This is a genomic window from uncultured Sphingomonas sp., from assembly GCF_913777625.1.
In the GTDB taxonomy this organism is placed as follows: domain Bacteria; phylum Pseudomonadota; class Alphaproteobacteria; order Sphingomonadales; family Sphingomonadaceae; genus Sphingomonas.
The window spans coordinates 85849-100219 of record NZ_CAJYTI010000033.1 but is presented as its reverse complement, the minus strand read 5'-3'; the positions used below and the strand labels follow the sequence as shown (position 1 = coordinate 100219).

Annotated in this window: 11 protein-coding genes; 5 read left to right on the top strand and 6 right to left on the bottom strand. The window is 67.9% G+C overall.

Annotated features, from left to right (window positions below; all coding sequences use genetic code 11):
• Positions 1-203: 203 nt before the first annotated feature.
• Positions 204-824: a hypothetical protein gene (locus tag QZ814_RS16240; protein WP_294334302.1), complete on the bottom strand. Its 621-nt coding sequence runs from the start codon at positions 822-824 to the stop codon at positions 204-206.
• A gap of 870 nt (positions 825-1694) precedes the next feature.
• Here QZ814_RS16240 and QZ814_RS16235 point away from each other — a divergent pair.
• The 4 genes from QZ814_RS16235 to QZ814_RS16220 are packed head-to-tail and all read left to right on the top strand — an operon-like array spanning position 1695 to position 5672.
• Positions 1695-2672: a GDSL-type esterase/lipase family protein gene (locus QZ814_RS16235; protein ID WP_294334301.1), complete on the top strand. Its 978-nt coding sequence runs from the start codon at positions 1695-1697 to the stop codon at positions 2670-2672.
• A complete protein-coding gene (locus QZ814_RS16230; protein ID WP_294334300.1) occupies positions 2669-3904 on the top strand; it encodes a GDSL-type esterase/lipase family protein in 1236 nt (411 codons plus the stop codon). Before QZ814_RS16235 ends, QZ814_RS16230 begins: the two co-directional genes overlap by 4 nt.
• 5 nt (positions 3905-3909) lie before the next feature.
• Positions 3910-5307 (top strand): MBOAT family protein, encoded by a 1398-nt coding sequence (locus QZ814_RS16225; RefSeq protein ID WP_294334299.1) that lies wholly within the window; start codon positions 3910-3912, stop codon positions 5305-5307.
• An 11-nt stretch (positions 5308-5318) separates the two neighbouring features.
• Positions 5319-5672, top strand: a complete 354-nt coding sequence (locus tag QZ814_RS16220; protein ID WP_294334298.1) for a hypothetical protein — start codon at positions 5319-5321, stop codon at positions 5670-5672.
• Between the two features lie 4 nt (positions 5673-5676).
• Here the strand turns inward: QZ814_RS16220 and QZ814_RS16215 are convergent, their stop codons facing one another.
• The 3 genes from QZ814_RS16215 to QZ814_RS16205 all read right to left on the bottom strand — a co-directional run bounded on the left by QZ814_RS16215 (position 5677) and on the right by QZ814_RS16205 (position 10592).
• Entirely contained in the window at positions 5677-6147 is a 471-nt protein-coding gene (locus QZ814_RS16215; protein WP_294334297.1) for a cell wall hydrolase, read from the bottom strand.
• A gap of 302 nt (positions 6148-6449) precedes the next feature.
• The gene (locus QZ814_RS16210; protein ID WP_294334296.1) at positions 6450-7964 is read right to left on the bottom strand and encodes a tryptophan halogenase family protein; all 1515 of its coding nucleotides are present in this window, start codon (positions 7962-7964) and stop codon (positions 6450-6452) included.
• A gap of 75 nt (positions 7965-8039) precedes the next feature.
• Positions 8040-10592: a TonB-dependent receptor gene (locus QZ814_RS16205; RefSeq protein WP_294334295.1), complete on the bottom strand. Its 2553-nt coding sequence runs from the start codon at positions 10590-10592 to the stop codon at positions 8040-8042.
• A 155-nt stretch (positions 10593-10747) separates the two neighbouring features.
• Between QZ814_RS16205 and QZ814_RS16200 the strand changes: the two genes are divergently transcribed.
• A complete protein-coding gene (locus QZ814_RS16200; RefSeq protein WP_294334294.1) occupies positions 10748-11767 on the top strand; it encodes a LacI family DNA-binding transcriptional regulator in 1020 nt (339 codons plus the stop codon).
• Between the two features lie 9 nt (positions 11768-11776).
• On the opposite strand, the gene QZ814_RS16195 is transcribed toward QZ814_RS16200, so the two are convergent.
• Both QZ814_RS16195 and QZ814_RS16190 read right to left on the bottom strand, forming a co-directional pair.
• On the bottom strand, positions 11777-12916 hold the full coding sequence (locus tag QZ814_RS16195) for a glycoside hydrolase family 68 protein (RefSeq protein ID WP_294334293.1): 1140 nt from the start codon (positions 12914-12916) through the stop codon (positions 11777-11779).
• A 40-nt stretch (positions 12917-12956) separates the two neighbouring features.
• Positions 12957-14273 (bottom strand): MFS transporter, encoded by a 1317-nt coding sequence (locus QZ814_RS16190; protein ID WP_294334292.1) that lies wholly within the window; start codon positions 14271-14273, stop codon positions 12957-12959.
• Positions 14274-14371 lie beyond the last annotated feature (98 nt).

Below are 14371 nucleotides of genomic sequence, written 5' to 3'. Positions count from 1 at the left end.
ATCAACCTCACGCAGCTTCGCGATGATCTGCTCCGGCGTAAACCGCTGACGTCCCATGCCATTCTCCATTCCAGATACCCTCGCGGGCTCTCTTCAGAAATGGACCGGATTTTCCAAGGCAGACCATCCCTGTACCGCCGTTCTGCGGACCATCCATGACCGGCAGTGAGCAGGCGCTGAATTGCAAGGGCGAGCGTTGCCACCTAGTCCGTGGTTGAACCCGCGATGATTGTGAGTTGCCGGAGTTTCGGCACGTGTATGCTGAACAGGAAGACTCCCCACCATTCCATTCCGTCGGTGAAGTAGTCCGAAACGTCCGGCAGGTTCGGGCTAGCCCAGTCCAATATTTCGCTTCGCTCGCCTTCCGGCAAGATGAAGTCCCTGATTTCCTCGAAAAACGATTGGAATTCGCTTGGCTTTCCTTCGAACCCGAAAACAGAGTTTGAAAAGGCGTATGCGAATTGTCCCCCCGCTCCGGCTTCAGGGATAGGGGTGGCTCCAGACATGATCTCTACACCGTCGAGTCGGGTGAGTTTTGGATTGTGCAACACTGATCCGTCAGCCGTTCTGTAGCTGCCTGCCTTCAGCAACGTTCCGCTTTCGAGATCATACCAGTCGCCGAAAAACGCTCGCCTATCAATGGGCCTGCAACCTAAAGCTCGAAGCCTTGCCTCGTCGAATGTCCGGGCATGCCTTAGCGTCTGAGGAATCGCAGCTACGATTTCTTGCTCAGTGCCGCCCGCATTCTCAAATATCGCGAAATCCATCACCCCTATTTTGTCGTAGAGGTTGAAAGCGGGCGGGATATCCTTGAGGCGTTTCACGCGTCGTTCCTACGCTACTAGGCGAACATCCGCTAGCTTACACTCCAAAGCTGATGAACGAACGTCCGCTCTCAGGTGCAGCTACGAACACGCTTAATGGCGACAACTGGGCGCGAGCTGCCGGTCCGCTTTCTCTCCCGAAGCTGCCATCGACACCCTACCCGATGCACGAGCATCAGCCGCTGAGGCGATGTGACCGGGCCCGCTGCGTGCGCAGCGGGTCCGGGGTCAGGAGCCGGAAGTGTGGGGCATCAGCGGGGGCAGCGTTGCGCTACGAGGAGGGCTCCACGCAGCCCCCGCTGCCTCGGGCGGGTTGTGCCATTTCTATCTGGCTGCGGAATGTGCCTTTTCTAACTGGCGGCAACACGCTCCTCGCGTAAATGTGTCGCCGAGGCAGGTGCGCATTGCCTGCCTTCCCCGCCTCGAGCGCGGGGCGGCCATATCGCGCCGCTAGCAGGAAACCGGGCCGCCGATCCGGAGCGGGTGCGGCTCCACGACGCTGCCGGCCACCGGAGCGGCGGGATCGACCGCAGGCACGAAGGATTCCTAGGATTGGGCGATGTCCTCGTCGTGGCGGTGTTCGGCCGGAGGATACCTCCGATCGAATGGGTCGGAAGTACCGCCCGAAGCCCGGACCCGGAAGCACCTGCGTCGAGGACTGCGAAATCCGCCGCAAGGTGGACGGATTGTGCGCTTTTTTCGCGCCTTCGCTCTCGACTTTCCCTGCGCGGGGCTGCACATCCGGAATCCGGGCAGACGGGCGGCAACGCCGCCGCCGGCCCGACACAAGGAACATCCGAAACGAAGGGCCGTCGCCACCCCGGTCGGGGCGACCATGGCCGTCGTGGAGCGTGACGGACAGGACCGACGGTGAGATATCTTTCCCTCCACGACGAGGCCGGGAGCGACGGCCGGGAAGGCGCAGGGAGCGCCCGGGAGCCGGCCGCGCCGCGCCGCCGCCGGCCCTTTGGGTGGATGCCGCTGGCGTTCGATCGCAGCGCCGTGCTGGTGGTGGGCTTCGTCGCCGGGCTGGGCGTAGGCCTTTCCTTCGAGTTCCACCGCGCGGCTCCCCTTCCCACCGCGCCTGCGTCCTCCGCAGCGAGCGCCGCACCCGCGACGGCACCGCCCGCACCGGTGCGCGACGATGTCGCCAGTGCCGCCGCGGTCGCGCGTGTCCACCAGAGCGGCAAGGTCCGCATCGGCGTGTTCGGCGACAGCTTCGGTGTGGGCGTGTGGGAAGCGCTCGATCACCAGCTGCCGCGCGAATCCGGCTATGACGTGCTGCGCTTCGCCAAGGAAGCGACCGGCTTCACCCAATATCACCGCCTCAATCTCGAAACGCGCGCGCAGGAGCAGCTGGCGGCGGATCCGGTCGACATCGCGGTGATCTGCTTCGGCGCGAACGACGCGGTGCCCTTCTACGCCGAAGGCCACGAACAGACGCTGCTCAGCGACGGCTGGAAGCGCGTCGTGGGCGAGCGGATCGATCGGTTCGTGGCGGTGGCGCGCTCGACCGGTGCGAGCGTCTATTGGCTGGGCCTGCCGGCAATGCGGGACCCAAGCCTCGATGCCTCCATCCAGGCGATGAACGCCTTTTATGCGGAGCATATGCGCAAGCTGGGCGTGCCCTTCTTGGAAACCCGCAGCCGCTCGGTCGACGAACAGGGCCGCTATGCCGCCTATCTGCCCGACGACAAGACCGGTGCGCGCAAGCTGGTGCGCACCAATGACGGGTTGCACATGCTCGGTGTAGGCTATCAGCGGATCACGGCGCCGCTGGCCGGGCGCATCGAGATGCTGGCGCAGAAGATGCGCCGCGACGGCGCGACCGAGGCGGCCGCCAAATGATCGCCGCGTTGATGGCCGCGTTGCTGCAGGTGACCACGCCTGCGCCCTGCACCCAGGCGCTGTGCGATGCCGATCGGCTGGCCCCGGTGTTCGCCAAGCTGGGCGAGGCACGGCGGACGGGCCGCACCGTGCGCATCCTCCAGATCGGTGACAGCCACACCGCCGCCGATCAGGTGACGGGAAGCTGGCGGACGCTGCTCCAGGCCCGCTTCGGCCGCGGCGGACGCGGCGTGCTGCCGCCCGGCCGGCCCTATGCCGGGTACCTCACCCGCGACATTACCGCGACCCAGTCCGGGCCCTGGGCCACCAGCGGCATCTTCGGGGCCGCCTGGCACCCGGGCGGCGGGCCGCTCGGCCTGACCGGCTATACCCTGTCGACCGACCTGCCGGGCGCCGCGATCGGCCTGCGCGCGGATCGCGCCGAGCTCAGCTTCGATCGCTTCACCGTCTGCGCGCTGACCGGGCCGAGCGCGGGATCGGTATCGCTGACGATCGGCGGCGTGCAGAAGCTGTGGTCCCTCGCCGCGCCGGTGGCGGGGAGCGACTGCACCACCCTCACCAGCCCTCTCCCCGTCTCCATCGCCGGCGTGACCGTGGTGCAGGGGCCGGTGACACTCACCTCCTGGGCAACCGAGGCGAGCCGGGCGGGCGGCGTGACGCTCTCCAACCTCGGCGCGGTCGGCGCGCAGCTGCTGCACTATGACCGCACCGACGATGCCGTGGTGGCACGCGAGCTGGCCGAGTATCGGCCGGACCTGATCGTGATCGCCTTCGGCACCAACGAGGCCTTTTATCCCCGCTTCACCGCAGCCGGCTATGACGCGCAGCTCCAGGCGAGCCTGCGCCGGCTCCAGCGGCTGGCGCCCGGCGTGCCTATGCTGCTGATCGGTGCGCCCGATTCCGCCACCAAGCTGCCCTCGCTGCAGGCCGGCCCGGCCGGTGTCTCGCTGCCCTGCGGCGCGGGCGAATGGCGGCCGACCGCGGCGCTGGCCACCGTCCAGTCGATCCAGCGCGCGCGCGCCCACCAGCTGGGCCTTGCCTATTGGGACTGGTCGCAGCGGATGGGCGGGCGCTGCACCGCCACCGACTGGGCGGCCCAGGTGCCGCCGCTGATGCGCGGCGACCGGGTGCATTTCACCAGCCCGGGCGCGGCGCGGATCGCCGGCTGGCTGGAGGCGGATCTCGAAGCCGCGATGGCGGAGACCCCCGCCTCCTCCCAGACCGCCCGCTAAGGACGATGCAATTCCCCACGCTGAGCTTCGGGCTCTTCTTCCTGGCGGTGTATGCGGTTGCCTGGGCGCTCAACGGCTCCAACGAGTGGCGCAAGATCGCGCTCTTGATGGCGAGCTGGTTCTTCTACGGCGCCTGGGACGGACGCTTCGTGCTGCTGCTGTTCCTCTCGGCGAGCGGCAACTGGCTGCTCGCGCGGAGCATCGCGGCCTATCCGGCGCGGGGGCGGGCGCTGGTGGCGCTCGGCGTGGTGCTGAACCTCGGCGTACTCGCCTATTTCAAATATGCGGGCTTCTTCCTCGAACAGCTCGACGCACTGCTGCTGGCGCTCGGCTTCGGGCGGGACCTGCCGCTGCTGCAGGTTTTCCTGCCGGTCGGCGTGTCGTTCTTCACCTTCCAGGCGGTGTCGTACCTGGTCGACGTGCAGCAGCGCCGGATCGCGCCGGCGGGCTGGCTCGATCTGACGCTGCTGATGTCGTTTTTCCCGCATCTGGTCGCCGGCCCGATCGTGCGCGGATCCGACCTGCTGCCGCAGTTCTGCACCGCGCCGAAGCTGGAACGCGGCGCGGTCGCCGCTGCGCTGCTGCTCATCCTGTGGGGCATGTTCAAGAAGGTGGTGATCGCCTCCGAGCTGGCGACCGCGCTGGTCGATCCCGCCTTCCGCGATCCGCTGCACCGCTCGAGCTTCGACCTGCTGTTCGGCGCCTATGGCTATGCGGTGCAGATCTATTGCGACTTCTCGGCCTATTCGGACATGGCGATCGGCCTCGCCATGCTGCTCGGCTATCGCTTCCCGCGCAATTTCGACCAGCCCTATCGCGCGGCCTCGCTGCAGGACTTCTGGCGGCGCTGGCACATCAGCCTGTCGAGCTGGCTGCGCGACTATCTCTACATTCCCTTGGGCGGCAGCCGGAAGGGGCGACTGCGCACCTATTTCAACCTGTTCCTGACCATGCTGCTCGGCGGGCTGTGGCACGGCGCCAACTGGACCTTCCTGCTCTGGGGCGCGCTCCACGGTGGTTGGCTGGCGATCGAGCGGGCGCTGGTCCGCGCGGCACGCGGGCGAATCGCCCTGCCCCGCATGTTCGGCATATTGATCACCTTCCATATCGTGGTGCTCGGCTGGATCTTCTTCCGCGCCCCCGGCTTCGGCGAGGCGATCGCCTATCTGCGCGGCCTGGCGGCCGGGGATTGGCACAACACGCTGGTCACGCCGCTGTCGCTGGCGCTTGTCGGGCTCGGCCTCGCGCTCCACGCCTTGCCGCCGCGCGGGCTGCAGCAGATCGCCGAGCGCGTACGCCACTGGCCCGCGCCGCTGGTGGGGGCGCTGGTGGCGGCTGGGCTGGTGCTGATCGGTGCGATGCAGCCTGAGGGCGTTGCGCCCTTCATCTACTATCAGTTCTGAGGAGAGGCGGCGTGACCGTGGGTGCCGAACAGGGCGAAATCGCCGAGATCGGATCGCCGGTCGCGCTGCCCCCCGCGCCGGTCGATCGCCGCCGCCCCTGGCGGTGGACGACGACCAGCATCGCGCTCGCCGCCATGTTGCTCGCGCTGGCCGAGGGCCGCGCGATGGCGGATTGGGCGGACGACCTGCCCCCCGGGCCTGTCGCGGCGGCGCTGCAGCCGCCGGCGCACGGCTGGGCGGACCTTACCGCCCGCGGGCGCCTCGACGCGCCCGCCGTATGGCTGCGGCAGCGCTGGAAGGCGGTGCAAAAGGCGCGGTTCGGCAGCGAGGCACCGGGCGAAGCAGGGGCGGCGGACGCCCCCTGATCGCTCAGCGGTAGAAGACGTGCCCGGCGACGCGCGCCACGCGCGTGCGGTTCGGCATGTCGTAGCCGGCGGTGTGGAAGAACAGAGCCCCCGGCACCACGTCGTCGCCCTCGCCCTTCAGCGTCTGCTTGGCGATTTCGACCGCGCCGTCCCAGCGCTCGTCGCCGCGCTCGGGATGATAGGCGTCGACATCGAAGAACTGGCCGGGCTGTTTGACGACGGCGCAGGCGCTCTTGGCGAACCGGCCGTCTTCCATGCGTGCGCGGATCACCTGGGCGACCGCGACCTGGCCCTTGACCGGCTGGTTGCCGGCTTCGTGGATGATGACCTTGGCGACGCAGGCGACGTCGCGCGGATTGGGTTCGGGTGCAGGCATTTCCACCGCCGGCTGGGCGGTGGGAAGGGCCTCGACCGACTGGTCTTGTCCGGTGGGGGCAGCCGGCGGGTGGGCCAGGCTTGCCGCGGATAGCTTCATGCTCGTCGTTCCGCCGAGCATGACCGGCAACAGACATAGAACCATCGGGAGACGCTTGATCATCTAGCTTTTCTTCTGTGCGCGGGGGCGCCCTGCGCATCGAAGAAATGCAAGCAGGAGAAGATGCGCCGGGTAACCCCCACGTCTCGCCCCCATGCGTGGTCTGCGCCGACAGGCGGCTCCGGACGACATCATGGCGGGCTGAACGAGGCGCGGCGGCTAGCAGCAATCGGCGAGAAGGTCAAAAACGGCGCGGTTTTGCTGTCCCGGAACGGGACCAGCGCCGGGGAATCTGCGACGACTCAGGCGCGGCCGGTACCGGCCGCCGAGCACCGCGCTGCCACGTAGTCGGCGTGAGTCGGCATGGTTTCGGCGGCGCGGGCCATCGCGTCGGCGAGCTTGGCGAGATGCGCGCGCCCGTCGAGTCCGCGCGCTGCCAGCAGGGGATCGCGCGCCTGCGGGCGGTTGCCCTGGCCGATATGCACGGCCAGCCAGGAGGGGGCGGCGAACAGGTCATGTTCGCGCGCGACCAGCCGGCCCGCATGGCGGAAATGGTCGATCTTCCACTGCAGCGTGTCGGGCACCGGCATCGCCGCGCAGTAGCGCCACAGCGGCGAATCGTCGCGGGTGGTCAGCTTGTAGTGGAGGATCAGGAAGTCGCGGATTCGCTCGAACTCGGCGATCGAGAGGCGGTTGAACTCGTCGAGCAGCAGCGGGTCCATGTCGCGCGTCGGGAACAGCGCCAGCAGCTTGGAGATGCCCGCCTGGATCAGGTGGAGGCTGGTCGATTCGAGCGGCTCCAGAAACCCGCTCGACAGTCCGATCGCCACGACATTGTGGCTCCAGAAGCGCTGCCGATGGCCGGTGGTGAAGCGCAGCGTGCGCGGATCGGCGAGCGGGGCGCCGTCGAGGTTTGCCAACAGGATCGCGGTCGCCTCGTCCTCGTCCATGAAGGCGCTGCAATGGACATGGCCGTTGCCGGTGCGGTGCTGGAGCGGGATGCGCCACTGCCAGCCCGCGGCCCGTGCGGTTGATCGGGTATAGGGGGTGAAGTCGCCGCGTTCGCACGGCACCGCGACGGCGCGGTCGCAGGGCAGCCAGTGGCGCCAGTCCGTGTAGCCGGCGCCGAGCGCTTCCTCGATCAGCAGCCCGCGAAAGCCCGAGCAGTCGATGAACAGGTCGGCCTCGCGGCGCCGCCCGCCCTCCAGCAGCACCGCCGCGACGTTGCCGCTCTCGCCCTCGCGCTCCGCTCCGGCGATGCGGGCATCGATGCGGGTGACGCCGCGCGCCTCGGCATAGTCGCGCAGCAGCGCGGCGTAGAGCCCGGCGTCGAAATGATAGGCATAGTCGAAGGTCGAGCCGACGCTGCGCGGGTCGGGCAGCGGCGGGGAGAAGCGGCCGCGCTTGGCGGCCGCCCACGCCATCGAGAGATCGTCGAGCGCAGGCGCCTCGCCCTTCTCCGCCGCCTCCAGCCAATATTGGTGGAGCGGCACGAGATCGAAATCGCGCCCGAACGGTCCGAACGGATGGAAATAGCGTGCCCCGATCCGCCCCCAGTCGACGAACTCGATGCCGAGCTTGAACGAACCCTTGGTGCGCCGGACGAACTCGGCCTCGTCGATGCCGAGCGTGCGGTTGAACAGGCGGATCGGCGGGATCGTCGCCTCGCCGACGCCGACGGTGCCGATGTCGCTCGATTCGACCAGCGTGATCGCCACGCCGCGGCCGAGCGCATTGGCGAGCGCCGCTGCCGTCATCCACCCCGCCGAGCCGCCGCCGGCGATCAGGATGGAGCGGATGCGGCGATCGTCGGTCATCGCGGTACCTTAAAGCAAGCCCGGCGCGGCGGCGGAAGGGGGGATACCGCCGCACCGGGTTCCGAGGGGCGCCCCTTAGAAGCGGTAGCCGGCCGAGACCGAGACGGTGCGGCCCTGGCCGACGCGGTTGGTCGCCGCATAGGGCACGCCGTAGAGCTTGCCGAGCGCCGCCAGATCCGCAACGCTGCCCTGGTCGAGTCGCCCCGCCTGGTCCCAGGCGTTGAACAGGTTGTTGGCGTTGAGCGAGACCTCCAGCCGGTCGAGCGGGCGCACCCGCACGAAGGCGCTGACGATGTTCGAGCCCTTCTGCTTCAGCAGATTGTCGTCCTGCGGATAGCTGTCGGTCTGGCCGATCAGGGTGAAGCCGATCGCCGCCTTGCCGAAATCATAGGTCGGGGCGATCGTGTACATCAGGTCGGGCGTGGCGCGCGGCGTCTTGCCGGCGTTGCCGCTGATCAGGTCCTCGGCGATCCGCGAATGGGTGTAGACCACATTGGCGAGCAGCGAGAAGCCGCCATTGGTATACTGGGATTCGAGCTCGATGCCCCAGGTCTTGTACCGCTGGAAGGTCTGGCGCTGGGTGGTCAGGTCGAAATTATATTCGGTCGCCTGGCTGCGGAAGCCGGTGACGAAAAGGCCGTAATTGCCGCCCGCGAGCCGGCCGCGCTGCTTGATGCCGAGCTCCTGCTGGGTGACCGGATTGACCACCACCGCCTGGCCGATCGAGGTCAGCTGGCCGGTCGAGGTGAAGGCGCCGGCGAAATCCGAGACGACCCGGTCGGCATTGGCGCGGTTGCCGCGCGAGATGCGGACGAACGCGCTGGTGCTGGGGGTGAAGCGATAGTTTCCGCCCAGCGACCAGCTGGTATAGTCGATCTTGTAGTTGATCGGCTGCGCGGCGGCGAAGTTGGTCAGATAGACATTCTGCTCGGCGATGCTCAGCACGCCGTCGCCGTTGATGTCGCGGCTGGTGCGGGCGCCGGTGGGATAGAAGGTGCCGCCGCCCTTCATGTTGTCGAAGCGCACGCTGCCGTCGAGATCGAGCGCGTCATCGGCATAGTTGAGCGACAGGTACGGCGCGTCCGTGGTGTAGTTGAGGTCGTACTGCCGGCTCGTCCCGCCCCACATGTTGTTGTAGCCGGTGAGGCCCGCATCGGTGAGCCGCGTGCCGTTGGCGCTGTAGAGGTCGACCAGCGCGCCGTTCGGCACCGCCTCGGTCAGGCTCGTGTTCCAGTGCCAGTTCATCGCGATCTGCTGGCGCGAATGATACCAGCCGGCGCGGCCGGTCACCTTGCCGGTGCCGAGGTCGAACTTGCCGGTGACGCCCAGGTCGTTGGCCCAATGGTCCATGCCGGTCATGTCGGTATAGAGATTGGGGTTCTGGTTGATCACCGCCGAGCCTGCGACGGCCTGGCCCGCCTTGGGGCCGCTGGCATAGACGGCGCGCGCTGCGGTGTAGGTCGTGCCGCCTGCCGCGATCCTGTAGGCGCTCGCCCCGCTGGTCAGCGCCGAGACGTTGGTCAGGCTGCCGAGGAACGGCGCGGAGAAGGTGCCGCTGTTCCAGCTATAGGCGAACTTGTCGTCGATCTCGAACGGACCGCTGCCCCAGTGGAACTGCGCGCCGATGCTGCGCGACTTGACGTGGATGCCGTCGGCATTGTCGCCGCGCTTGACCGAACCGTCCGGGTTCACCGTGGTGAAGTAGCGGTTGTAGTTGGAGAAGTTGGTGTCCGAACGGGCATCGAAGCCGGGCAGCGCGCTGTAGCCGGTGATCTTGTTGCCCTCGACCGACACCTGCATCGGCGAGGCGGTGTAGGTCGGCGCGCGATCGTTCAGCACCTTGAACAGCAGGCGGACATAGCCGCGATCGGCGTCGAAGGTCTGGGTGACGTTGCCCTTGATCTGATAGCCTTCGAGCGCGTGCCACGGCGTGTCGCGCGGGCCGTCGCCGGTGCGGTAGAAGCCGCCGACATTGGCGCGCAGCGTCTGGTTGATCGGGCCGCCGACGTTGAAGTCCAGGCGGCTCTCGTTGTAGCCGATGCCGGTGGTCGCGCGCACCTCGCCGCCGGCCTTCTCGCCGGTCTTCGAGACATAGTTGATCACCGCGCCGGGCGCCTGGCTGGCGAAGGTGGAGGCGGAGCCGCCACGGATCGCCTGGACGCGATCGACGGTCAGGTCGTAGCGGGTCCAGTAATCGTTGTTACCGAAGGCGATGTCGCCGAACTCGACGACCGGCACGCCGTCTTCCTGCAGCTGGACATACTTCGAGCCGCCCGAGGCGAGCGGCAGGCCGCGCACCGTGATGTTCGAGTTGCCGCCCGGGCCGGCGGTCGATTCGGCGCGGATGCCGGGGATCAACCGGAAGACTTCGGCTTCGGAACGCGGCGCGAGGTTCTGGACCGATTCGGCCGAAATGTCGGTGACCGAGACCGAGCTCTGCATCTTGCTGCGGCTGGTCGGCACGGCGGTGACGACGATCTCGTCGAGGAAGCTGCCCTGCTGTTGCGCCGCAGCGGGGTCGGCGGGCGCCGGAGCGGCGGCATCCTGGGCGAAGGCGCTGCCCGCGCCGAGCGTCGCAAACGCGACCGCATGCAGTGAAACGAGCGAACGCGAATAGCGACGTGCCATGAACCTCTCTCCCGGACCTGTGGCGATCCCTCTTGTGGGGGCGCCTTCTCATCCCCAGGCATAACGACCGCAACAATCGTTTGCAATACGATTTCGCAATCGATTGCATTTTGCTCCTCTTGCCCTGTGTGCGTGGAAGGATCAGGAGAGATTGCGTGACTACCGAGCCCCCCGCCCGACCCGTCCGCACGCTTGCCGATCTCGCGCGGCTGGCCGGTGTATCCGCCGGCACCGTATCGCGCGCGCTGGCCGACAAGAGCCTGGTGAACCCCGAGACGCGCCGCCGCATCCAGGAACTGGCCGCAGAGCACGGCTTCCGCCCGAACCAGATGGCGAGCCGGCTGCGTACGCAGAAGACCGGCGTGGTCGGCGTCGTCGTGCCGCTCGGCCATGAGCGTCGGCAGCATCTGTCGGATCCTTTCTTCATGACGCTTCTCGGCCACCTCGCCGATGCGCTGACCGAGAATGGCTATGACATCATGCTGTCGCGGGTGATTCCGGACGCGCCCGACTGGCTCGAGCGGATCGTCGATTCGGGCATGCTCGACGGCGTGCTGGTGATCGGCCAGTCGGACCAGATGGCGGCGATCGAGCGCGTTGCGCAGCGCTATCGTCCGCTGGTCGCCTGGGGCAGCGTGCTGCCGGGGCAGATCCATTGTGCAGTCGGGACGGAGAACGTCGCCGGGGGCCGCCTCGCGGGCGAGCATCTGATCGCGCGCGGGGTGCGGCGCATCGCCTTCCTGGGCGAGCTTCGTGCGCCGGAGATTCGCGCCCGGTACACGGGCGTATGCGCTGCGGCCGACAGCGCGGGCCTGCCGGCGCCGCTCCAGCTCGATGCCCATCTCGCCTCGGACATGATGGAGCAGGAGATCGCGGCGCACATGGTTCGGCATCTCGACCGGATCGACGGCATCGCTGCCGGGTCGGACGTGCTGGCGATGACGACGCTCCGTGTCCTTGCCGATCACGGCATGGCGGTGCCGGGCGATGTGCCGGTCGTCGGCTTCGACGATTTGCCGCTCGCGCTGCAGACCGTGCCCCGGCTCACCACCGTGAAGCAGGACATCGCGCGCGGTGCGCGCGCGATGGTCGATGCGCTGTTCGCCCGCATCGCCGGCGAGGATGCGCCCTCGCTGGTGATGCCGCCGCAGCTGGTGGTGCGCGATTCCGCCTGAACGGCAGGATCAGCCGGCGATCGTCACCCGATCGCCGTCGAAGCGCAGCGTAAAGAAGGGCGCAGGCACACCGCCGAAATGGCGTCGGCGCCCCGCCACGTCGCCGGGCATGCCCGCCCCGGCGAGTTCGGCATAGTCGACGAAGCTGAGGACCTCGCCGTCGCCGGTCACCCACCAGCAATAGGCCTGGCCGGGCTCCGCCGCCGGGTTGGCGGCGACCAGACCGGTGCCGTTCACCGGCCGCCACGCGCCCGACAGCGAGTCCGCGACCATGGCGTAGAGGCCGGTAGGCGCTACGATTCCTTCGGCGAAGCGGCGCGCCTGGGTGCTCCAGAACAGATAATAGCGGCCGCCCTGCACGACGAGGTGCGGACGCTCCAGCTCGCTGTTGACGCCGACCGCATCGAGCAGTGGCGCACGCAGCTGCCAGCGATCCCCCGTCCGCGTAGCCATGCCGATCACGCCGCTGACATGGTCGGCGACCCAGGCGGCATTGGCCGTGAACAGGATGTGCTCGCTGCCATCCGCCGGATCCCGGAAATAGCCGGGATCGCGAAATCCCTTGATACCGTGCGGCTGCGCCACCCGTTCGTCGGCGATCGCATAGCATGCCCCGTCCGCCGCGACGATCTCGCGTGGTGTCGTCCAATCCTCCAGGCGGGGCGTCCCGCCTGCGGACACGAAACGGCCTTCGGTGACGAACAGCCGCTGCTCGAAGGTCGTCGGCTCGCCGCGGCGGCCTGCCGCGGTGAAATAGTGAGTCAGCGTCACCCCGTCCGGCGCCAGTACCGCCGATCCGGACCATTCGCGCGAGCCGGGGCTGAAGCCGTCCGGAAAGGCAGGGCCATGGGCGCGCCAGCCATCGGGGCCATGGCTGGTCAGCCAGATGCGCGCTACATCGTGCCGCGCTTCCGGGTCGTCCCCGCGCGGCGCGGCAAGAAAGAACCACCAGCTGCGTCCGTCGCGCCGCACGGTGGCGCCCGCGGGATCGGCGATCTGCCACATGTCCCACACGTCCATGCCAGGGATCAGCGGCGTGCGGTCGGGCGCCAGTACCGGCAGGGCCGCGCCGGACTGGGCGGCGATGCCGGCCACGGCCGCGCGGGTCCAGGATGCGCGCGGCGCGGCTGCGAGGGCGTCAGACGTCACGAAAGACCTTTCGGATAGAAGCAATACAAAATGGCGCGGCTCACGCCGCCGGCTTGGGGTCGCGTGCGGTCAGTACGGCGAGTGCAGCAGCGAACATCAGCACGCCGCACAGGGTAAGCACGTGGCGCGGATCGCCGCCCATCAGCGGTCCGTAGAGAAACGGCAGGGTCGCCGCGAGGAGCAGCATCGGGATCACGATCATCATGTTGAAGATGCCCATATAGACGCCGGTCCGCTCGGGCGGGATGGCGCCGGCCAGGATGACATAGGGGTTGCCCATGATGCTCGCCCAGCCCAGACCTACGCCGATGGCGGGCGCGAACAGCAGCGCCTTGTCCTGCACATGCGGCAGCCAGAGCATGCCGATTCCGGCGAGCGTGAGGCAGGCCGCATGCAGCCGCGCCGCGCCGATCCGCCGGCCGATCGGCACCATCGCAAAGGCGGCCACAAATGCTACCGCGTTGTAGAAGGCGGCCATCTCGCCATTGGTGAGCACGGCGGCGCGAAAGCCCTGCGACGCAGGGTCGGTGGTGCCATAGACCGAGCGGCCGATCACATAGATGACGTAGTACCAATAGGCCGCCATCGCGTACCACTGGAACAGGCTCATCAGCGCGAGCTTGCGCATCGCCAGCGGCATGACCCGGATCGCGTCCCAGATTTCCCTAAGCGTCGCCAGCGCCGACTTGGGCTGCGCACGGATATGGGCGCGCTCCGCCGCCGTCAGCGGCAGCTCGGGCACGCGCAGCACCGACCAGAGGATCGTGCCCAGCGAGAGCACCGCCCCGACCATGAACGCGACCCGTGCGGTATAGGGGATATGGTGCGAATCCACCCAGTCGCGGTTCATCCCGGCCCAGACGAGCAGCGAGGGGGTGAGGAATGCCAGCATCTGCGCCAGCCCGGTGAACGCGCTTTGCGTCAGGAACCCCAGCCCATGCTGGCGGCTATCGAGCCGATCCGAGACATAGGCGCGGTACGGCTCCATGGTGATGTTGTTGCCCGCATCGAGCATCCACAGCAGCGATACCGCCATCAGGATTGAGCTGCTGAGCGGCATGAAGAACAGCCCCAGTGCGCACAGCACGGCGCCGGTGACGAAATAGGGCGTGCGGCGGCCCCAGCGACTGTCGGTACGATCGCTCATTGCCCCGATGATCGGCTGGACCAGTAGTCCGGTCATTGGCCCGGCCATCTGCAGCAGCGGGATCGAGGCCTCCGAGGCGCCAAGATAGGAATAGATCGGCGTCATGTTGCCCTGCTGCAGGCCGAAACTGAACTGCAACCCCAGGAAGCCCAGGTTCATTTCCAGAATGCGCCACAAGGGCAGATGCGGCTTGCCGCTTGCTGGGGTCATTTCGGGCCTCTCCGCCGGGCAGTTTCTCCGCTCTACCCTTCTTATGCGGCGGATCCGCAGGGAGGGCAACAATCGATTGCAGAAATTTCTGCAACGCG